The organism is Nocardia sp. NPDC059228, assembly GCF_042754245.1.
Taxonomy (GTDB): domain Bacteria; phylum Actinomycetota; class Actinomycetes; order Mycobacteriales; family Mycobacteriaceae; genus Nocardia.
Genome location: NZ_JBHZAL010000020.1, coordinates 120,808 through 141,449 on the forward strand (window position 1 = coordinate 120,808; position 20,642 = coordinate 141,449).

Here is a 20,642-nt window from a genome sequence, read left to right on the forward strand (position 1 = left end):
CTCCCCCCGCGGCGGGGGGTGTTGGCCCCCCCACTGGGGCCGGACGGCCCAAAACCCTGCGCCGCCCGCGGGGGGGGGGCCGGCCCCCCCCACCCGGGCCCCCCCACCACGGCTGAACAACTGCTACCCGTCGACTCACACGGCCGAGCTGTAGCACACCCGACGGCTCAACTGCCGCTCGGCAATCCGCTCCACGAGCAGCGGAATGAACTCCCGAACCCGGTGCCCCTCGAAATCCCGATGAATACCCCGAACCACCTCCCCGACGACCCGACCCGTCAGATCAGGAAATCGATTGGACAGCCGCGCGACAAGGTCGCTCATCTGCTGCTCTTCATCGGATTCGGTCATACCGTGAGTTCGCCTCCATCACCAGCGTTCGTGCGCCGTCACCCGTCCCGTCCCAACGGATGACCAGCGAAGTGGACAACGGCCCGGGGTGCGCTCACCCCGGACCGTGCCCCTCGAGTGTTGCGGCAAAGAACGAGCTTTTCGCCCCGGAACCGTTTTCTGGCACATTTTGTCGCGCACTAGGCACACCAGGTCCTGGCCGCTTGCGGATGAGAAATGCAAATGAAATTTCATTTGCAACAACGCCATTCGAACCGGCATCGGCACCCCCAGAGCTACCGGGCGGGAAGCGGCCGGGCTCGTTCCCGAACCTCGACCAGATGCTCCCGCGGAGTCCATTCGTTGAGCCACCCAGGGAACCGGAATGCTCGCCGCCACACCGAGGTCGTCACGAGCGGCACCACACCGGTCGGCGTGCCGAAGAACTGGGCAAAGACGACCAAATCTTGTCCACTACAACAGATTCTGTCGAGAGGATGGCCGGCCGCGGGCTCGTTGTCACGTTCGGTCAACTTTTCGGCGTGAATTGACCACCGGGCGGGGCGGTGGCCGCTCGTAGGGTCGGCGGGTGTCCTCGGGCGAGATGGGGATGTGAATGATGAGGATTGTCGGATGTCGTTGAACCCGTTCATGCTCGGTGTGCGATTTCTGCTGGAGCTGACCGCTGTGGTGTCGTTCGGAGTTCTGGGGTGGCGAGGGTTCGATGCGCCGTGGCGGTTGGCGCTGGTGTTGGTACTGCCGATCGTGGTGGCGGCGGTGTGGGGGATGTTTGCCGTGCCGGGGGATCCGAGCCGGAACGGGGAGGCGGCGGTTGCCGTGCCCGGCGTTGTGCGGCTGGTGATCGAAGTGCTCGTGCTGGGTGGCGGGGCGGTCGCGCTGTGGGGTGCGGGGCTGTCGATGGCGGCGCTCGTGTCGGCGGTTGTCTTGGTGTTGTACCAGGTCCTCGCATATGACCGAGTCGGCTGGCTGATCGCGCATTGAGTGGAGCTCTCGTCGCGAGCGGTCCGACGGCTGTGTGACTCTCCGGATCAGGGACCGGCAACGGGGGTTCGATCTGGTCAGAGTGCCCCGAGCCCGGTTCTCCGGGAGGTAATCTCGATGCGATGGGACAACGTGCACTGTTCACACTGGCATGTATCGTTCTCACCGCCTGGTGTATGGTCGCCACGCCCGGCAGGGTTGCCGCCGATCCGGGGCTACCGCCGGTGGGCGGCAATTTCCTCTGGGGAGTGTCCAGTTCCGGGTTTCAGAGTGAAGGCTTCGCGCCGGACAGCAATTGGAGCCGTTACGCGGGATCCGGTCGCGCCGAGGACTACCGCAATTCGGTCGACTTCTTTCATCGCTACGATGAGGATATCCAGCACGCCGCCGACCTCGGTGTCGGTGTCTACCGGATCAGCGTGGAATGGGCCCGGGTGCAACCGAATCCGGGCGAATGGGATTTCTCCTTCTACGACAGCATGATCGCGCGGATTCGCGCGGCCGGAATCCGGCCGATGATCACCCTGGACCACTGGGTGTTCCCCGGCTGGGAGGTGGATCGCGGCGGCTGGCGCAATCCGGGCATGGTCGATGACTGGCTCACCAACGCCCGCGCGGTCGTGGACCGCTACGCGCACTTCGATCCGCTGTGGGTCACCTTCAACGAGCCCCTCGCCTATGCCGGAAAAGAGCAGCAGATCGGCGATCTCGGCGTGCTCGACGTCGCACCCATGATCGATCGGATGGTCGCCGCGCACCGCGCGATCTACGACCACATCCACCTCCGGCAGCCCGGCGCGATGGTTACGAGCAATATCGCCTTCTCGGCCATCGGAACGGCACAAGCCGACGCGTCGTTCGTCGACCGGATCGCGGACAAACTCGACTACATCGGAATCGATTACTACTACGGTGGATCCCTGACCAATCCGCCGAATCTGGCTGCCCTGCTGACCAACCAGCCCTCGAGCCTCGTCCTCGAACCCGACGGCATCTACTACGTCCTGCGTCGATACGCGCAGAAGTTCCCGGGCCGTCCCCTCTACATCGTCGAGAACGGCATGCCCTCCGACAACGGCTCACCCACCACCGACGGCATGACCCGCGAGGACGACCTGCGCGACACCGTCTACTGGGTCCAGCGCGCCAAGGCCGACGGCATCAACGTCATCGGCTACAACTACTGGAGCATCACCGACAACTACGAATGGGGCAGCTACTCACCACGTTTCGGCCTCTACACCGTCAACGTCACCACCGACTCCACCCTCACTCGCCATCCCACCGCCGCCGTCCCCGCCTACCGCGACATCACCACTTCCGGCGGCGTCCCCGCCAACTACCTCCCGACCCGCCCTCCGGCCCTCTGCTCCATCCAGGACCTCCCCTCCAGCTGCTTCAACCCGGTAACCGTCCGAGGCCGCTGACCCACACCCCTCTGGCTTCCACTTGTAGTGGCGATTCCGGGCTGGTGTGGTGGGCGGTGCTATGTTCGGGTTTGCGAGACCCACTGGTTCTGCTCGGTTCACGGCATCCCAGGAGGTGGGCAAGTCATGAGTTCCCCGAAGTCGCGCGATCCGCACTCGATATCCACCGCACCGATCGTGGTCGGTGTCGACGATTCTCCGGCCGCGCTGTCGGCCGTGCGCTGGGCGGCGCAGACCGCGGCGGCGCGCGAGCGCGAACTGTTGATCGCGCACGGCACGAACGTGAATGTGATCGTGGGGGTGATGGGCACCTTTTCGAGTGCGAATTCCGAAGTCGAGCAATCGATTCAGGCTTTCGGCGCCGACCTGGTGGCACAGGCCCGGGAGGTCGCCGAAAAGGCCGCGCCCGGCGTGATGGTGCGCACCGAGGTGTCCCCGCAGCATCCGGCGAGGATGTTGATCGACCTCTCGGCCACCGCCCATGTGACGGTGCTCGGCGGTCCAGCCGAGCGCCGGGGCCTGAACCGGATCGGTTCCATCCTGGTGTCGGTGGCGAGCCAGGCGGCCGGATCGGTGGTCGTGGTGCGCGACGACGACCCCGAATGGGTGGACCGCCGCACGGCGCCGGTCGTGGTCGGCGTCGACGGCAGCCCGGTCAGCGACGCGGCGGTCGGCGCCGCGTTCTACGAGGCGTCCGTGCGCAATGCGCGGCTCGTGGCTGTGCACGCGTGGAGCGACCTGTACCTGGCCCAGTACTCGGGATTCATCGATACCTCCATCGAGGCCGCGCAAGTGACCGAGGCGGAGCGGGCGTTGCTGGTCGAACGGCTGGCCGGGTGGCAGGATAAGTACCCCGACGTCGAGGTCACCCGTGACATCCACCTCGCCGATCCGGTCGAGCACCTGCTGACCTGGTCCGAGGGGGCCCAGCTGCTGGTTGTCGGCAGCCGCGGCCGGGGCGGGTTCGTCGGCATGCTGCTCGGCTCCACCAGCAATGCGCTCGTGCAGCGCGCGAACTGCCCGGTCATGGTGGTCCACCCGGAATCGTAAGCGGCAGGTGGGCTATTCGGCGTTCGGGGCTCGGTGTCGGGAACGAGTTCGTCGTGTGGGTTCGGGTTTCGGTGGGATCTCCACGTCGTAGCGGCGGACGTACGCGGCCAGGAAGGCTTGCGCGCTGGCTGTCACCGGGATGGCGAGTAGCGCGCCCGTCGCTCCGAACAATGCCGCGCCCGCGAGAACCGCGCCGAAGGCGACCGCGGGATGCATGTCGAGGGTGGTCGCGGTGATGCGCGGTTGCAGGACGTAATTCTCGAATTGCTGGTAGACGACGATGAATCCGAGAATCCACAGCGCCGACCGTGGGTTGTGGGCCAGGGCCACCAGGACTGGCAGTGCACCCGCGAGGTAGGTGCCCACGGTCGGAATGAACTGGGACACCACGCCCACCCACAGCGCGAGTGCGAACGCCGACGGAATGCCCAGCACTCGCATCGCCGCGTAGTGCGCCAGCGCCGAGCAGAACGCGAGCAGCGCCCGCGAGTAGATGTAGCCGCCCGTCTTCTCGACCGCGATATCCCAGGCGCGCAACACATGTCGTTGCCGCTGCGGCGGCAGGAGCGAGCACACCGCATTGCGGAAGCGCGGTCCGTCAGCGGCGAAATAGTAGGTGAACAGCAGCACTCCCAGGCCCTGGAACAGCACGCCGAGTGCCGTGGTGCCGATGCCCCAGACGTCGTCGGCCAGGTCCAGCGCCCAGGACTGCAGTTTCGAGCTGATGTCCGAGGTGCGATCGGTGATATCGGTGACCGAGAGGTCGGTGTGGAACGTGCTGTTGATCCAGGTGACCGCACTGTGCATATCTCGCGGCAGGTTCTCGATCAGTGTCGTCACCTGACCGACCACCAATTCGCCCATGGTCCAGACGAATCCGACCAGCACCACGGTCACCACCACGAACACCGCCAGCGTCGCCGCACCGCGTTTCCAGCGGCGCGCCGCCAGCCAGTTCACCGCGGGTTCGATGGCGAAGGCCAGGAACAGCGACACCACGAGCACCGTCAGCAGACCGCGCAGGCGCATCAGCCCCCAGAAGGTGATGACGACCCCGGCCACCGTGGCCGCCGCCAGCAGATAGGCCCGCGGCAACCAGGCCGGGATCACCGACGCGACCAGCCGGTCCGGCCTGACCTCCGCGGCAGCGTCGTCGGGGCTCTGCTCCCGCTCTCCGGAGTCGGATTCGTCCTTGGGCACTCCGCAAACGTACTGGCGTCCGGGCGATCAGCGTCGCAGTGGGTGCGTGCCCGCGTGTTCCGGCCGCGCGGAAGCTGCAGCAGCCCAGCGCCGACGGTCGCTCGATCGAGCGGGATCCCGCCTCTGCCGCGGTCATGCCCCCGAACACGCCCCATCTTCGAGCCGCTACTCCACGTGGCGCAGCGCGATCAGCGCATTCTCGTGAAACTGGCGTAGTGATCGCCTGTGTACCACGCCGAACCGTCGTTGCCGGTCACGATCCGCTCCGCATCGCGGGATCGGCCTGATTGCTTGCAGTTGACATCCCACTCTCGATAGCCGACATCATTGGGCAACTGGCCTCCTCTGTTCTGCCACGTGGTACCGCCCTTGGTTCCGGGACAGTCGGTCGGGGGCCATTTGCCTTGGTCGATCAGACTCAATGTCGTCCAGGCTCGCTGGGGAACCGAGGAGTCCACCAGGCGAACCTCGACACCGACCACCGACGAGTGCTGGGTCACCTGCTCCGTGTGCCCACCTGACACAAGCAATGCCACCGTGGCGAGTGCCACTGAAGCGACAGCAATTGCCTTGCCCCACAACGTTCTCAGCGCGATCGTCTCCACCGTCATGAGTGCCCACGGTGTCATGCGGGTCTGAATCGGCCCTCACGTCGAGCTGTCGTACGGGTGAATGCGGACCGGATGGAACAGGCTCGCGGCTCCAGCCGTCCCGTGGCCCGCCATCGATCTCATATCTCGGTCACGCTCAGTTCGGCCCCGCTCGATATCGGAGGCTGGACCGGTGTCGGCGTAGGTTTCCCTCGTGAAATGGCCTCGGGTACACTGCTTTTCGCTCGCAGAATCGCGGTGCCCTATCTCGCCGTCGCCTGTGTGTGCTGGTGCGAACGCCGCACGTGGTCGAAGACCCTCGCCCCCAAGCCTTGCCGCGTGAACCGGTCGCCACCACGCGGCCGCAGCGAGATACCACCGCCACCTGGTGAACGTAGATGTAGCTCGGCAACTACGCAGACGGCTTCACGATGTACGTCATCTGCACCTGCGGAGCGGACGACATGACGCCCCCGGCCCGGATCCATTCACCGATGACGCGGGCGGCGTCGCGCGCCGGGTGTGTGCCGGGCGGTGTCGGGAGGCTTCGTTCACCGGAGTGACTTACAGGGTCAAGAGGCCGCGCTCGATTGCGTCCAGTACTCGCTCGAGTGAGTCTTCGATGTTCTCGGGTGTGGTGGGGAGTGGGCCGTCGAGGAGTAGGCCGGCGAGGCCGTGTACAGCTGACCATGCGGCTATTTCGGCGCCGGGGCGGCGGATCGGGTTGAGGAGGCGTGCGGTTTGGGCTTCGTCGAGGACCTGGCCGAGGATTTCGAAGGGGCCGCATTCTTCGGTGGGGAGGGCTACCGGGGGAAGCTCGGGTGCCGGGGGATAGGCGATGAAGGCTGTTCGGAACAGGCCTGGTTCGGCTAGGGCGAAGTGGACGTAGGCGGTGCCGACTGCGCGGAGGCGGAGGCGGGGATCGCTGGTGCGGGCTACTTGGTGGCGCATCTCGGAGGCGAGGGCCTGGCGAGCGTGATGTGCTACCTCGGCGAGGAGTGCTTCTCGGTCGGTGAAGTGGCGGTAGGCGGCGGAGTGCGTCACGCCGGCGGCTCGGGCGGCTTCGCGGAGGATCACTCGGTCTGGGCCGCCTTCGCGAGCGAGGGCGATGCCGGCCTCGATCAAGGTCGCGCGCAGGGCGCCGTGGTGGTACGGCTTCGTGCGATCGCGACTGGTGGTGGCCTGACCCATGGGGTAAGGATTCCACGGATACAGGATGTTGACAACGGTCACATGAAGTCGCACACTCGGATGTAACCAGTGGTTACATACTGTTGGTTCGACTGAACGGCACTCCTGACACACCGAGCGGAGCATGTGATGTCTTCTGCACCTCTCTATCTCTGGGCGCTCGAGATCATCGGGCTGGTCGCGATAGTTCTTGTCACTGTCCGCACCTTGCGGTCATCGGCCGTCCAGGTCGGTATCGACAGGGTTGTGGCGCAACGAATTTCGATCGTCTTCATTGTCGGCTGGATGGCGTGGACGGCCCTGGTCGTCGTGCTGGCGGCCAACAACGCCCTACGGCTGGACGAGGACACGGTCAAACCGTGGCTGGGCGTGGCGATCCTCGCGCCGATCGTCGTCCTGCTGGCGAGTTCCCGGCTACCGCTGATCCAGCGGATGCTTTCCCATTCAGACATTGCCGCAACGTCGGTCCGGCCGCACGAAGCGCGCTTCATCGGCATCGTCTTCTTGACCGCCTTGGCGTTGGGTCAGTTGCCGCCTGCGTTCGCACTTCCGGCCGGAATCGGTGACATAGCAGTAGGTCTGGCTGCGTCATGGCTGGTCCGCAGTCCACATGCTGCAGGTCGAACCCGAAGTATGTTCTGGCTCAACGTATTCGGTTTGATCGACTTCCTGTATGCCTTCGCCGTCGGGTTCCTGGGCGGACCGGGGCGTACCCAGCTGCTGCACCTGACGCCATTGACACAGCCACTGTCGATGCTGCCGTTGGTGCTCATACCGACAACCGGAGTTCCCATCCTGTTCGTCTTCCACGTCATCTCGCTGGCCAAGCTGCGGGCCACCGCGCCCGTCGCGGCCGTTCCGGCCTGAATACTTCTCGGCAGTAAAGGAAGCACAATGAGCACCACCCCCATCGACAAAAGCGCTCGCGTCCACCGTGTTCGGCACGAGGTGAACCGGATCACCATCGCAGTCGACGCCACGTTCGAGGAGCTGCGTACGCGTTTCGAGCAGCTGGTCCCCGACATCGAACTCGACGAGTTGAGTCGGTTGATCGCAACCGGTGATCTGGAACAGGTGAAGAAGTACACCGAAGCGCGAACACCTAACTCCTTCGCCAACTTCTGGACCTTCGACCCGACTGCCATGATGGCGCTGCGGGGGAGCACCGCGCAGTTGGTCACCTACATGGTGGGCAACAACCTGATCGCGGAACGCATGTTCCGCCACGATCCGGGCGTGATGCTCTACGCACCGATCCGCGTCGCCATCTACACCGACAACGATCGGACGTTCGTCAGTTTCGACCAGCCGTCGACACGCTTCGACACCTTCGACGACGAGAACATCAGCGCGGTCGGCCGGCTTCTCGACGAGAAGATCGCCGCACTTCTGACGCTGCTCGGCGTAGAGGTGCCGGACGAACTATCACGGCAGACCGTATAGGCATGCCCGGTGTGTCACTCAACCTCACCAAGGTGATGTACAGGTCGTAATCCGGTGCGCCGGTGATGAATCGCTTGTTGCCATGATGACGACATCGTCGCCCTCGATGACCGCGGCGGTCTCGATGTCGGTGACCGCGAAGCCGTGGGCGGGCGCCGGCAGCGCAGAGTGACGAGATCTTCGGTCCTGCGGTGGAACGCGCTCGAGCCGCAGGAAACCTGCGCCCCGATCTCCAGCCGCGCGACGTGCCATACGTTTTCGCCATGGTGATCACCGCGCTAGGCGCCGTCGAACTCGAGAAGCCCGCGCGGCGGCGCTACCCGAGTTTCCTGCTGGACGCACTGAATCCCGCTCAGGCGACGCTGCTTCCGCCGATGTAGCGGTATCCAGTGGAGGCCGAGATGCATAGTGGCGATCTCGAATTCACGACCGGTCGGCGGTGGGAACCTCTGTCGCCATCGAGCAACTCGTTGGTCCGCTGGAAACTCCTGCGCGAAGGAGCAGCAATGTTGCCGGGCACCATCCAACCGCACTGTAGAACACGAGGTTCGCGCCGACGAAGCCGGTGAAGATCAGCCACCATTGCGAGAACGCCGCGGCCAGCAGCGTGCTGATCAGTACGAAGGTGCCTGCCAGTAGTGGAACCAGGCGCGGGATGGACCAGCCGTCATGGCGGGGTAGTCGGGGCATGGGTTTCTCTCCAATCATGTTGCTTACCTGCACCTTTGGGTCAAGCAAGGGCGAGGAACAGTTTTTCGAGTTCGGCTTCCGTCATGGGTTCGGATCCGTTGGAGCTGTCGCCGGTGAGGCATTCGCGCAGGCCGGTGGCGACGATCTTGAAGCCGGCGCGGTCGAGAGCGCGGGAGACGGCGGCGAGCTGGGTGACAACGTCTTTGCAGTCGCGGCCCTGTTCGATCATGGAGATGACGCCCGCCAGTTGACCGTGGGCGCGGCGGAGGCGGTTCAGCACCTGGGCGATGCTTTCTTCATTGCTGACCATGGTGGTGTCCTTTCTTTGTAACGCCTCAGTTCATAATACCCCCTGGGGTATTCCCCCGGGCTCGGCGAGCGCCGAGCCCGGGAAGGGAATATCAGTTGTGGGCGAAGCTGATCGACGGCAGCACCTTGCGTAGCCAGGCGGGTGACCACCAGGCGCCGTGCCCGGTGAGCCGCAGCAGTACCGGCAGCAGCACCAATCGCACCGCGAAGGCGTCCAGCAGCACGGCGACGCCGAGGATGATGCCCATTTCCTTGGGCGGCAACGGGTCTGCCAAAGCGAAGGTGAAGAACACGGCGACCATGACCGCGGCGGCGGCGAAGATCACTCGCCCGGAGTGGGCCATGCCGTCGATTTGCGCGACCTTGGGGTCGTTGGAGTGCTCGTAGTGTTCCTTGGCGGTCGCCAGCAGGAACACGGTGTAGTCCATCGCGATCGCGAAGATCATGGCGAAGAAGAACACCGGGCCCCAGCCGTCGAGGAAGCCCTGCGGGGTGAAGCCCAGCAGACCGGCGCCGTGGCCGTCCTGGAAGATCAGCTTCGCGACGCCGAAGGCCGCGCCGGTCGACAGCAAGCTCACCAGGGTGCCGAGGGCGGCGATCAGTGGGGCCTGTAGTGCGATCAGCAGCAGCGCGAAGCCCAGCACCAGGATGACGCCCACGATGATCGGCAAGTAGTGGTTCAGGGCATGCTGTAGATCCAGATTCTCGGCGGGTGCACCGCCGACCAGCGCATCCGAGGGCAGCGCGTCGCGCAGGTGGTCGAGGATCTCGCCCATCCGCGCATCCGAGGGATCGACGGTGGGCAGTGCCTGCAGCATGGCCAGGCCGCTGCCGTCGGTGGCCGGTTGGGCCGGGGTGACCATGCTGATTCCGTCGACCGTCTTGGCGGCCCGGGCGATCTGCGCGGTCTGGTCGGCGGGCGCGATGATCTGCAGCATTCCCGGTGCGCCCGTGCCCATTTGGGATTGCACCAGTTCGTAGCCTTGGCGCACGGGTGCGTCGGCGGGCACGACCTGGATCGATGGCATGGCCACCTTCAGGCTGAAGACGGGTATCGACAGGGCGATCAACACGAGCAGCGCGCCGATGGCGAACGGCCAGGGCTTGTCGTGCAGCAGTTGGCCCCAGGCGGCGAATCGCGGGGAGCGGTGCTGCTGGCGTTTGGCGTGCGGCAGCGCGCCGGCGTTGACCTTGTTGCCCAAGGCGCCCAGCGCGGCCGGTAGCAGGGTCATGGTGGCCAGCAGGACGAAGGCGACGGCGAACATGATGCCGACGGCCATGGTGCGCACGGCGGGGGCCGGCACGATGAGGACCGCCGACAGGCTGACCAGGACCGTAAGTCCGGACAGCACAACCGCTTTGCCCGCGGTATCCATCGTTTCGGCGACCGCCGCGCGCGGGTTCGGAGCGGTGGTGAGCGCATCGCGGAAGCGGGCGACGATGAACAGCGCGTAGTCGATACCCAGCGCCAGTGCGAACATCATCGCGAAGTTCATGGCCCACACCGAAATCGGTGTGACGTGGTTGAGCAGCACCAGGCCGCCGGCGGAGGCGACCAGTCCCGCCAGGGTCAGCAGCAGCGGCAGGCCGGCGGCGACGAGCGACCCGAACGCCAGCACCATGATCGCCAAGGTGACGGGCCAGGAGAACATTTCGGCCTTGATCATGGCGTCGTGATTCGCCTTGTTGAAGTCGCTCCACAGTGCCGAGGCGCCGGTGGGGTACACGTCGATGCCGTTGCCGGACAAGGCGGTCAGCGTGTCTTTGTGGTCGTCGACGGCTTTGACCATATCGTCGGTGGAGGCATTGGCGCCCGCGATCAGAATGCCGGTGTGCCCGTCGGGGCTGATCGACATCCCGGGCTGCGGCGGGACCACCTGGCCGAACCGGGCGTCATCGGAGAACACCGCGGTGATCTTGCCGAGGACCTGCTGCATCTGCGGGCTGTCGATGGCCTGGCTATCGGAGTGCACGACCACCTGCACCGCCGCGGAGGAGTTCCCGCCGAAGTGCTGTTGCGCCAATTCACGCACCGTGACCGATTCCGAGCCGTTGGCCTGCCAGCCCGCGCCCGCGAGGGAGTCGAAGACGGTCGGCGCGGCCGCGCCGAGTGCGACGAGCAGGGCCAGCCAGATGCCGACCACGATCCGGGCCCGGCCCGCCATGGTCGCCCCGAGCCTGCCCAGCACTCCGCCGGATGGGCGCGGTGGTGAGGGGGCGTGGGCTGGGGGCGCTGTCAGAGAGTCGCTCATCAACTTTTCCTTTCATACCCCTGGGGGTATATCGGCTGTCGAATCGACGATACCCCCTGGGGTATGAAGATCGGAAGAGTGGCATCCGGCACAAGCGCTGCCGTGGCCCCGTCTGGGAGGTGTGGGATCAAAGTTCTGATCATCGGCGGAGCGGCCGGGGGTATGTCGGCCACCACCCGCTTGCGACGGCTGCAGGAGTCCGCGGAGATCGTCGTGCTCGAACGCGGCGAGCACGTGTCGTTCGCGAACTGTTGGCTGCCGTATTACGTCGGCGGCGTGATTCCGAAACGGGAATCGCTGCTGTGTCGCCGATGCGGGAAGCCTGGTTACTCCGGTTGTCGCAGCCATGTCGAGCAGGTGCGCGATGATGTGCCGAAGGCGCAGCGATGCACCTGCGCCGAACAGCCGCAGTCACGTAGGCGCTGGCCCTTCGGCAATTGACATCGATCTGAGGTGTACCTGGCTACCAGGTAGTAGCTCGCAGGCGTGTCCGGCGCGTGGTCGGCATCCGTTTAGGCTGTCGTAATTCGAAAGGGGGCGGGCCGGATCGAAGGGTTCCTACCGTGGCTGACGCTGTCGAGCATGTCGATGTGCTGATCGTGGGGGCTGGGCTGTCCGGCATCGGCGCGGCGAGTCGCCTGCGGCGGGCCTTTCCGCAGCGCCGCTGCGTGATCCTGGAGGCGCGGGCCGATATCGGGGGGACCTGGGACCTGTTCCGGTACCCCGGCGTCCGGTCGGACTCGGATATGTTCACCCTCGGGTACCGGTTCCGGCCGTGGGCGGGGGATCGGTCGATCGCCGACGGGGCATCGATCCTGACGTATCTGCGCGACACCGTGAGCGAGGAGGGGATCGGCGAGCAGATCCGATTCGGGCACCGGGTGGTCGCGGCCGAATGGTCGTCGACGATGCGGCGCTGGACGGTGAGCGCGCAGCGAACCGATACCGGCGAAACCGTGGTCCTGACCGCGTCCTTCCTGTTCTGCTGCTCCGGATACTATCGCTATGATCGCGGCTGTACGCCGAAGTTCACTGGGCGGCAACGCTTCTCGGGGCCAGTAGTACACCCGCAGCACTGGCCGCACGATATGGATGTGGCCGGCAAGCGAGTCGTGATCGTGGGTTCCGGAGCGACCGCCATGTCCCTCGGTCCCGCGCTGGCTCGGCTGGGAGCGCGAGTGAGCATGGTGCAGCGCTCACCGAGCTACCTGCTGTCCGTGCCCGCTCGCGACCGCTGGGTCGCCTGGCTACCGCGAATTCTTCCCCGCGGAGTCGCACACCGGGTGCTGCGGGCGAGGAGCATCGCCGTCGACACCACGATCTATCAACTCTCCCGCCGGTATCCCGACCGGGCGCGGGCATGGCTGCGCGCCCGTCAAACATCGGCCTTGCCACACGGATACGACATCGACACCCACTTCACTCCCCGCTACGACCCGTGGGATCAGCGGATGTGCCTGGTGCCCGACGGCGACCTGTTCGAGGCGATCCGTACCGGTGCGCTGGAGATGATCACCGACCGGATCGACACCCTCACCGAATCGGGAGTCCGGTTGACGTCGGGTACCGAGGTCCCTGCCGACATCATCGTGACGGCAACAGGTTTGGAGTTGCAGGTATTCGGCGGCATCGCGCTGAGCGTGGACGGAGAACCGGTCGATGTCCCGAAGCGGCTGGCCTACAAGGCGATGATGTTGTCCGGCGTCCCGAACTTCGCCTTCACCATCGGCTACGTCAACGCCTCCTGGACGCTCAAGGCAGATCTGGTGTGCGATTACGTCGTCCGGCTCCTACGCCACCTCGACAGGCGCGCCTACACCAGCGTGACGCCTGTCCACGACCCCGACGCAGTCCGCGCACCGTTCGTCCCCGACTTCACTCCGGGCTATTTCCGCCGGGGCGGCGCCCACTTCCCGAGCGGCGGCGACCGCGCCCCCTGGCGGCTGCGAATGAACTACCTCCGCGACCTGCCGACCTTCCGGCACCACAGACTCGAGGACGGCATCCTGCAATTCACCCATGCGGAGCACAGGCTCGCGGAAGATGCCGAACCCGAAGCGTCACAGGTGGTTACGGGTCGGCCGTGATCGAGGAACAGGCCCGAGTGCTGACCGCGGGTCCACGCCTATGACCTTGTATCTGGCCGGTGCGCGCATGGTCGGACTGTTTCTCCTCACCAGGTCGCCGCCGCCGGGTACGGATGTATCTGTCAACATCCAGCACTTCTGATGCTCTTATCAGAATTGCCTTGACAAGGGATGTCATCGCAACTGATGATTTGATCAACATCGGTTCTGGAGGCGGAGATGACAAGCATCGACAAGGGCGTCGACACCGGGCGGACGGTCCGGGTCGGCGGACGGCAGATCTACGTCAACGAGGCCGGTTCCGGGTCCGCGGTGGTGTTGCTGCACGGTGGCGGGCCCGGGGCGTCCGGGTTGTCGAACTACTCGCGCAATATCGAGGCGTTGGCCCAGCGGTTCCATGTCATCGTGCCGGACATGCCCGGGTACGGGCAGTCGTCGAAGTGGATCGACCCGGCGGACCCGTTCGGTGATCTCGCACAGGCGGTGGGCGGGCTGCTCGACGAGCTCGGCATCGCCTCCGCGCATCTGATCGGCAACTCTTACGGCGGTGCCGCGGCGCTGCGGCTGGCCATGGACCGGCCGGAGAAGGTGAACCGGCTGATCCTCATGGGACCCGGTGGTGTGGGCACCACGCGTGCACTGCCTACCGCCGGACTCCAGCAGCTGCTGAACTACTACACCGGCGGTGGCCCGAGCCGGGAGAAGCTCACCCGCTTCATTCGCGAATACCTGGTGTTCGACGGTGATGCGGTCCCCGAGGAGCTCATCGAGGCGCGTTATCAGGCCAGCCTCGATCCGGCCGTGGTGGCGAATCCGCCGCTGCGGCGGCCGTCGGGGCCGCTGGCGCTGCGCACGCTGTTGCGCATGGATTTCACGCGCGACTCGCGTCTGCGCAAGGTCGAACAGCCGACGCTGGTGGTCTGGGGGACCGGCGACAAGGTGAACCGGCCCGAGGGCGGTCGCATGCTGGTCGACGCCATGCCCAACTGCGACCTGTACCTGGCGGCCAACACCGGCCACTGGGTGCAGTGGGAACGCGCGGACCTGTTCAACACACTGGCCACCGCTTTTCTGGAGGCGTAGCAGTGAAGGAGTTCCCGCGTCCCAACACGGACGGCTCGGTCTTCGGCGCGGTGCATCTGGGATACATTGTCGTGCAATCGAATCGGCAGGCCGATTGGCGGCGCTTCGGTGCCGATGCGATCGGGATGCACGTCGATGCCCTCGACGACGCCGGTCTGCGTTTCCGCCTCGACGACCACACCTGTCGCTTCCTCGTCCAGCGTGGGCCCGCCGAGGACGTGACCGCACTCGGCTGGCAGATCGATGACCACGAGACCTTCGATCGCATCATCGCCCGGGTCGCCGATCGCGGCGTGCCGATCGCCGAGGGCACCGCCGACGCGGCGGCGCTGCGTGGAGTAGAGCGGTTGTGGCGCTTCGCCGGGCCGAAAGGCATGGTGCAGGAGATCTTCACCGTGCCGGTGACCACCCCCGAGCCCTTGCGGATGCTCAGCTCCGGCTGGGTGACCGGTGAAGCCGGCATGGGGCACGTCGCGATCGTCTCGCGGGAGCCCGAGGCGTTGCGCGGCTATTACGAGACCGTTTTCGACTCCCGGTTGTCCGATTACATCGACGAGAACGTCTCCGGGCTGAAGATGAAGATCCGTTTCCTGCGGGTCAACGAGCGCCACCACTCCATCGCCATCGCCAATCTGCGTGGCGTGAAGATCGATCCGATCCGAACCCGGGTGCAGCACATCAATATCCAGTCCGTGACGTTGGACGACATGCTCGCCTCCTTCCAGCGGGTCAAGGATCTGGGCTTCCGGATGGCGTGGTCGGTCGGCCAGCACACCAACGATCGCCAGCTGTCGTACTACAGCGTGACCCCGTCGGGCTTCGAACTCGAGGTCGGCTGGAACCCGATCATCATCGGCCCGGAACTCGAATCCACCTGGGAGCCGACGACTTACCAGGGCATCAGCAAGTGGGGACACACCCCGGTGGGGGAGACGGTGCTGGACCGGTTCGGCCAGTTCCGCCAGGCGCTGCGCACCGTGCGCACGCCGGAGATCACCGTGCCGGAACTGGCAGGAGGGCGCATCCGATGAACACCGACTACGACGTGGTGGTCGTGGGCCTCGGCCCGAGTGGCCTGACCCTGGCCAATCTGCTCGGCCGGCGTGGAGTCAGTGTGCTCGTCCTCGAACGCGAGCCCGAGTACTACGGCCTCGCGCGGGCGGTCTACACCGACGACGAAGGCATGCGGATCTTCCAAACCGTCGGTGCCGCAGACGAACTCGCGGCAGACATGAACGTCGACTCCGCCGTGCAGTGGGTGCGCGCCGACGGCCGGGTACTGATCCAGTTCCAGCAGACCGAACGTCGGCTGGGCTGGCCGGTGGTGAACTTCCTTTACCAGCCCTACCTGGAGAACACCCTCGAACGCGCGCTGGACCGGTACCCCCACGTGACGGTGCGCCGCGGCCGGGAAGTCGTCGACTTCAGCCAGAACACGGACACGGTCACCGTGGTACACGCCGCATGCCGCGGCACCGGTTACGGCAAGCATGTGCCGATTACCGATGCGGACGCCGCCGAGCGGGTAACGGCGAAGTTCCTGGTCGGCTGCGACGGCGGCCGCAGCGTGGTGCGCACCAATCTCGGCATCGATATGACCGGCACCAGCTTCCCGGAACGCTGGCTGGTCGTGGACTTGAAGGCCCGCGACGGAGTGGACGCGTTCCGGCATCTGCCGTACTTCGATTTCGTCTGTGATCCCGAGCTGCCGATCGTGTCCTGTCCGCAGCCCGACGGGCACCACCGATTCGAGTTCATGCTCAACGACTCGCAGACGAAGGAGGAGATGGAGGACGACGAGACCGTGCGCCGCCACATCGAACGCTTCGTGAATCCGGACGAGGTCGAGGTGTTGCGAAAGCTCGTGTACACCTTCAATGCGGTCATCGCCGACCGCTGGCGGGTCGGGCGGATCCTGATCGCGGGTGATGCCGCGCACATGACCCCGCAGTTCATCGGTCAGGGCATGAACTCCGGCGTGCGCGATGCCGACAATCTGTCGTGGAAGCTGACCGCGATCATCAAATACGGTGCGAGCCAGACGATTCTGAGCAGCTACGAATCCGAGCGCCGCCCACACGCCAAGGCCATGATCGACCTGTCGGTGTTCAACAAGGCGCTGGTGTCCGTGGACAACAAGCTGATCGCCGCCGCCCGTGATCTCGCGCTGACCACCGCGCTGCGGGTGCCGGGCCTCGGTGGCTGGATCCGGGGCGCGAAGATGAAACCCTCGCCGCGCTTCCGTCGCGACGCCTACCTCGGCCTGCCCCGCCGCGGATGGCGTGGAGTCGAAGGGGAACTCGCCCCGCAGCCGGAGATCCGAACCTACGACGGACATCATCGTCGATTCGATGATGTGCTGGGCCTGGGCTTTTCGGTGATCGGCTACGGCGTCGACCCGCGCGCCGGACTCGGCGCGGACGACCTGGCGGCATTGCGCGCGCTGGGCGCTCGTTTCGTCACCGTCTACCCGATCGGCGGCCGGCCACAGGGCAAGCCCGGCGACGGCCGCAATGCCGGTGCCGACTACGTCGACGTCGAGGATCACACTGGAGCGCTGACTCGTTTCTTCGCCAAGGCCGGCATCGGCATCGGCGGGCTGCTCCTGCTGCGCCCGGACCGGTATGTCTTCGGCACAGTCACCGCAGGCCGGGGTGGTGTGCTGATCGCCGAATTGTTCCGCCAACTCGGGGTCACCGCGGGCGAACTCGTCTCCGCGGCGACCCTCGCGCGAGCTGACCTGGCCGAATCCGATTCAGCGCCAGCAGATCCGGAATCGACCGAGTCCGCAACTGACGAACACCGTCTCGAGGAGGCCCGGTGACCTCGAGCTTCCTGCGGCGTGCCGAAAAGGATTCCGGCACTTATGGAGTCGATGTCCGCGACGTGCTGACCGAGGCCGGCCGGCGCGGCCTGGTGGGCGGGCGGGAGGACATGATCGTCGACATCGCCCTCGACCTGATCGGCGGCGCGGCGGGGTGACCTCAGGATTCCGGCAGTTGCGGCAGCTGCGGCAGTGGACTGCTGGTGAGCTTCTGCGCGGCGCGCTTGTTCATGCCGAACATGCGCAGCACGTGGAAGGCCATCTCGTCGGTGCGCGCGTCGGCGTCCGCGTCCGGCTGGGCGTCCAGCAGCTGCAGCAGGCCCAGCAGGGCACCGCCGGCTGCCATGATCGCCATGTCCGCATCCATCGGCTCGAAGCGGCCCGCCTCCTGCGCGGCGAGAATGTCGCGGCGGGCGCGCGGGGCCAGGCCCTCCTCGCGCAGCAGGATCGACATGCCGGAATGCAGGATCACCCGCACCATTTCCGGCATCTGCCGCTGCAGTCGCCCGGTCATCCGGAAGCTGACCGCGAACACCTCGGCGGGGTCGTCGTAGAGCTTCACGATGCCGTCACGCAGCTCGGCGTAGATCTGCAGGGCCGAGCGCACCGCCTCGTCGAAGAGCTGCTCCTTGGAGTCGAAGTGGTTGTAGAAGGATCCGAAACCGACATCGGCCGCGTCGGTGATCTCTTGAATGCTGACCGCGGATCGCCCCTCCGACAAGAACTTCCGTGCGGCGCCGAGCAGCGCGTTGCGAGTGCGCTCGCGCCGCCGGTCGACGCGATTTCGAGTCACGGGTTCGGCTGCCATGGTCTCACTTCCGGTCGAAAACGGTACGCGAATCATATCTGAGAAATCCATCAGACACGATTTCGCCCTCCCGCCCGCAATTCCCCATTCAGAAAGCGATGAACGAAGTGCGCGAATCCTTCCCGCAGCCGCCCGCGACGATGAGCCGTCGCCGGGTTCTGGGCGGCGTTGTCGCCGGTACGCTCGGCGCCGCGGCAACCGCTGCGGCCGTGCCGATCGACCCGGCGGTTGCTGCCCGCGCCCAGCAGCCCGCGCCCACCGGCAGCTACCGCATCGATCTGCACGCGCATTTCCTGCCGCCGGACTACCGAGCCGCACTGCTCGAGCACGGGCACCTCACCATCGGTGGCTACCCGACGCCCGAGTGGTCGCCGGAAGCCGCGATCGCGTTCATGGACTACTACGGCATTCAGGCGCAGGCGCTTTCGGTGTCCGACCCGGGCGTATCGTTCCTGTCCGGCAAGGAAGCCGCCGACATGGCCCGCTACTGCAACACCTATGCGGCGGGGCTTTTCAAATCCGACCCGGCCCGCTTCGGCGCGTTCGCGGTGCTGCCGATGCCCGACATCCCGGCCGCCATCGAGGAGGCGATCTACGCCTTGGACGACCTGCATCTGGACGGGGTCATCCTGCTGTCGGCCTACGACGGCGTCTATCTCGGCGATCCGCGTTTCGAACCGCTGATGCGCGCGCTCGAACAACGCCGCGCGTATGTCTTCGTCCATCCCGCGGCCATCCCCGGCACCGCGAAACCTGCGCTGCCGCTGCCGGATTTCCTCGAGGAATTCACCTTCGACACCACCCGCGCCGCCACCATGATGATGCTCACCGGGGTGACCCGGCGGTACCCGAGTATTCGCTTCCAACTCGCCCACGCCGGCGGCACCCTGCCCTTCCTGTCCTGGCGGGTCGGGGTGGCCTCGGAAACCGTGGTGGGGCAGAGGTGGCCGCAAGGGTGGCCGAAGCCCTCGCTGCTCGATACCGCGGGTCAGATCTCGAACTTCTACTACGACACGGCGCTGAGCGGCTCGGCCGCGGCCATGTCGAGCGTGCTCGCGGTCACCGCTCGCGAACACATCGTCTTCGGCTCGGATTGGCCGTTCAGTGCCATGACACTCCCGCAATCGGGGACACACGATCCTGCTCCGGGGCTGAGCGATATCTTCGATACCGATCAGCGTATGGAGGTCGAACGGCTCAACCCGCTACGACAGCTTCCCCGGCTCGCACAGGCAGTGGGCGGGTGACCCGTAGCTTCGGCTCGCACTGCGCGGCGCGCCGAATATTTCGCCGACCGTGAATCGTCCCTGAAGGAGGAGAACCGTGGGACACGGGAACCGCATCGACACCCATCAACACCTCGTGCCGCCGAAATACGCGGACCTGCTGCACGCCAGGGGAATTCGTCCCGGCGGCATCGATCTACCACGTGGTCGGAATCCGAGGCCGTGGATTTCATGGATCGCCGCGGCATCCGGACCGGCATCCTGTCGCTGTCCACACCGGGAGTCTGCCTGGGAGACACGGCCGAAGCCCGGACCTGGGCCCGTGAGGTGAACGAATACGGCGCGGAGATCGTGCGGCGGCGACCCGACCGGTTCGGGCTGTTCGCCACGCTGACGCTGCCGGACGTGGACGGAGCGCTGACCGAGGCCGAATACGCGCTCGACGCCCTGCACGCCGACGGGATCGTGCTGCTGGCGAACAATGATGGCCGCTACCTCGGGGATCCGGAGTTCACGCCACTGCTGGAACTGCTGCACGAGCGCGAGAGCGTGGTCTTCGTTCACCCGGGTGAATTGCCGGCCGCGCCGGTGCCGGGCATCCCGAGCTTCGCGGCCGACTTCCTGCTCGACACCACCCGCACGGCGCTCAGTCTCATCCTGTCCGGCGCGATGCACCGGTACCCCGGCATCACATTCATTCTCGCCCACGCCGGCGGATTCGTCCCCTACATCGCCTCTCGGATCCTCTTGACGATGTTCCTCGCGAAAACATCTGCGCAGCAGCAACTTCCGGCCGACGATACCGCCGTCGACCCGACCGTGCTGAAGCGGTTCTACTACGACGTCGCCCTGTCCGCCTCTCCCGCGTCACTACCGAGCCTGCTGGCGGTCGCCGAACCCGACCACATCACCTACGGCAGCGACTTCCCCTTCGCCCCGGCCGCCGCGGTCGACTTCATCAATCACGAATACGAGAACTACCCGCTGGACGATTCCCTGCGCGCGGCCATCGACCGTGGCAACGCGGAGGCGTTGTTCCCCCGGTTGAAGGCTTGAGGTCCTCGCGTATCGGTGTGTGCTCGATGGTTGCGCGATACGCTTTGGAGGTGCCGGTAAGGGGATGGCACCGA

General features: G+C 65.9%; 20 protein-coding genes and 2 pseudogenes. 14 read left to right on the forward strand and 8 right to left on the reverse strand.

From position 1 onward, the window contains the following. Window positions 1–135 precede the first annotated feature (135 nt). Window positions 136–351 (reverse strand): three-helix bundle dimerization domain-containing protein, encoded by a 216-nt coding sequence (locus ACFXKA_RS27330; protein WP_379429457.1) that lies wholly within the window; start codon window positions 349–351, stop codon window positions 136–138. Window positions 352–963: 612 nt separating this feature from the next. Here ACFXKA_RS27330 and ACFXKA_RS27335 point away from each other — a divergent pair. The 3 genes from ACFXKA_RS27335 (at window position 964) to ACFXKA_RS27345 (ending at window position 3,809) form a co-directional block, all read left to right on the forward strand. Beyond that, window positions 964–1,332: a YrdB family protein gene (locus tag ACFXKA_RS27335; RefSeq protein ID WP_379429458.1), complete on the forward strand. Its 369-nt coding sequence runs from the start codon at window positions 964–966 to the stop codon at window positions 1,330–1,332. A 122-nt stretch (window positions 1,333–1,454) separates the two neighbouring features. Further along, window positions 1,455–2,759, forward strand: a complete 1,305-nt coding sequence (locus ACFXKA_RS27340; protein ID WP_379429459.1) for a family 1 glycosylhydrolase — start codon at window positions 1,455–1,457, stop codon at window positions 2,757–2,759. Window positions 2,760–2,885: 126 nt separating this feature from the next. After that, window positions 2,886–3,809: a universal stress protein gene (locus tag ACFXKA_RS27345; protein WP_379429460.1), complete on the forward strand. Its 924-nt coding sequence runs from the start codon at window positions 2,886–2,888 to the stop codon at window positions 3,807–3,809. Between the two features lie 12 nt (window positions 3,810–3,821). Here ACFXKA_RS27345 and ACFXKA_RS27350 read toward each other — a convergent pair whose 3' ends face one another. The 3 genes from ACFXKA_RS27350 to ACFXKA_RS27360 form a co-directional block, all read right to left on the reverse strand. Beyond that, window positions 3,822–5,009 carry an AI-2E family transporter gene (locus ACFXKA_RS27350; protein ID WP_354844567.1) on the reverse strand — a complete coding sequence of 396 codons (1,188 nt, stop codon included), beginning with the start codon at window positions 5,007–5,009 and terminating at the stop codon, window positions 3,822–3,824. 188 nt (window positions 5,010–5,197) lie between these two features. Beyond that, window positions 5,198–5,620, reverse strand: coding sequence for a ribonuclease domain-containing protein (locus tag ACFXKA_RS27355; protein ID WP_379429461.1), 423 nt, complete (start codon window positions 5,618–5,620; stop codon window positions 5,198–5,200). Window positions 5,621–6,163: 543 nt separating this feature from the next. Then, the gene (locus tag ACFXKA_RS27360) at window positions 6,164–6,844 is read right to left on the reverse strand and encodes a TetR/AcrR family transcriptional regulator (protein ID WP_379429462.1); all 681 of its coding nucleotides are present in this window, start codon (window positions 6,842–6,844) and stop codon (window positions 6,164–6,166) included. Window positions 6,845–6,916: 72 nt separating this feature from the next. Here ACFXKA_RS27360 and ACFXKA_RS27365 point away from each other — a divergent pair, with 72 nt between their 5' ends. The 3 genes from ACFXKA_RS27365 to ACFXKA_RS27375 all read left to right on the forward strand — a co-directional run bounded on the left by ACFXKA_RS27365 (window position 6,917) and on the right by ACFXKA_RS27375 (window position 8,613). Next, the gene (locus tag ACFXKA_RS27365; protein WP_379429463.1) at window positions 6,917–7,657 is read left to right on the forward strand and encodes a hypothetical protein; all 741 of its coding nucleotides are present in this window, start codon (window positions 6,917–6,919) and stop codon (window positions 7,655–7,657) included. Between the two features lie 27 nt (window positions 7,658–7,684). Then, window positions 7,685–8,233 carry a DUF302 domain-containing protein gene (locus ACFXKA_RS27370; RefSeq protein ID WP_379429464.1) on the forward strand — a complete coding sequence of 183 codons (549 nt, stop codon included), beginning with the start codon at window positions 7,685–7,687 and terminating at the stop codon, window positions 8,231–8,233. Between the two features lie 191 nt (window positions 8,234–8,424). Then, entirely contained in the window at window positions 8,425–8,613 is a 189-nt protein-coding gene (locus ACFXKA_RS27375) for a hypothetical protein (protein ID WP_379429465.1), read from the forward strand. 43 nt (window positions 8,614–8,656) lie between these two features. Here ACFXKA_RS27375 and ACFXKA_RS27380 read toward each other — a convergent pair whose 3' ends face one another. The 3 genes from ACFXKA_RS27380 to ACFXKA_RS27390 form a co-directional block, all read right to left on the reverse strand. Further along, on the reverse strand, window positions 8,657–8,923 hold the full coding sequence (locus ACFXKA_RS27380; RefSeq protein ID WP_379429466.1) for a DUF2892 domain-containing protein: 267 nt from the start codon (window positions 8,921–8,923) through the stop codon (window positions 8,657–8,659). Between the two features lie 40 nt (window positions 8,924–8,963). Then, window positions 8,964–9,233, reverse strand: a complete 270-nt coding sequence (locus ACFXKA_RS27385) for a metal-sensitive transcriptional regulator (protein ID WP_379429467.1) — start codon at window positions 9,231–9,233, stop codon at window positions 8,964–8,966. 91 nt (window positions 9,234–9,324) lie between these two features. Beyond that, a complete protein-coding gene (locus ACFXKA_RS27390; RefSeq protein ID WP_379429468.1) occupies window positions 9,325–11,484 on the reverse strand; it encodes an MMPL family transporter in 2,160 nt (719 codons plus the stop codon). Between the two features lie 126 nt (window positions 11,485–11,610). Between ACFXKA_RS27390 and ACFXKA_RS27395 the strand changes: the two are divergent. From ACFXKA_RS27395 to ACFXKA_RS27420, 6 genes and pseudogenes are all read left to right on the forward strand, one after another. Further along, window positions 11,611–11,787 (forward strand): annotated as a pseudogene (locus ACFXKA_RS27395) (FAD-dependent oxidoreductase); the annotation flags it as partial. A gap of 260 nt (window positions 11,788–12,047) precedes the next feature. Further along, window positions 12,048–13,571, forward strand: coding sequence for a flavin-containing monooxygenase (locus ACFXKA_RS27400; protein WP_379429469.1), 1,524 nt, complete (start codon window positions 12,048–12,050; stop codon window positions 13,569–13,571). A gap of 219 nt (window positions 13,572–13,790) precedes the next feature. Continuing rightward, window positions 13,791–14,654: an alpha/beta fold hydrolase gene (locus ACFXKA_RS27405; RefSeq protein ID WP_379429470.1), complete on the forward strand. Its 864-nt coding sequence runs from the start codon at window positions 13,791–13,793 to the stop codon at window positions 14,652–14,654. Between the two features lie 2 nt (window positions 14,655–14,656). Next, window positions 14,657–15,685, forward strand: coding sequence for a VOC family protein (locus ACFXKA_RS27410; protein ID WP_379429471.1), 1,029 nt, complete (start codon window positions 14,657–14,659; stop codon window positions 15,683–15,685). Beyond that, window positions 15,682–17,478 (forward strand): bifunctional 3-(3-hydroxy-phenyl)propionate/3-hydroxycinnamic acid hydroxylase, encoded by a 1,797-nt coding sequence (locus ACFXKA_RS27415; protein WP_379429472.1) that lies wholly within the window; start codon window positions 15,682–15,684, stop codon window positions 17,476–17,478. The genes ACFXKA_RS27410 and ACFXKA_RS27415 overlap by 4 nt, the downstream gene beginning before the upstream one ends. Beyond that, window positions 17,475–17,636 (forward strand): annotated as a pseudogene (locus ACFXKA_RS27420) (4-hydroxy-2-oxovalerate aldolase); the annotation flags it as partial. The gene ACFXKA_RS27415 and the pseudogene ACFXKA_RS27420, both read left to right, overlap by 4 nt. 2 nt (window positions 17,637–17,638) lie before the next feature. Here the strand turns inward: ACFXKA_RS27420 and ACFXKA_RS27425 are convergent. Further along, complete coding sequence (locus ACFXKA_RS27425; protein ID WP_379429473.1) at window positions 17,639–18,286, reverse strand: TetR/AcrR family transcriptional regulator; 648 nt, start codon at window positions 18,284–18,286, stop codon at window positions 17,639–17,641. Between the two features lie 98 nt (window positions 18,287–18,384). Between ACFXKA_RS27425 and ACFXKA_RS27430 the strand changes: the two genes are divergently transcribed. Beyond that, window positions 18,385–19,533 (forward strand): amidohydrolase family protein, encoded by a 1,149-nt coding sequence (locus tag ACFXKA_RS27430; RefSeq protein ID WP_379429474.1) that lies wholly within the window; start codon window positions 18,385–18,387, stop codon window positions 19,531–19,533. A gap of 126 nt (window positions 19,534–19,659) precedes the next feature. After that, the gene (locus tag ACFXKA_RS27435) at window positions 19,660–20,568 is read left to right on the forward strand and encodes an amidohydrolase family protein (RefSeq protein ID WP_379429489.1); all 909 of its coding nucleotides are present in this window, start codon (window positions 19,660–19,662) and stop codon (window positions 20,566–20,568) included. The last annotated feature ends 74 nt before the right edge of the window (window positions 20,569–20,642 follow it).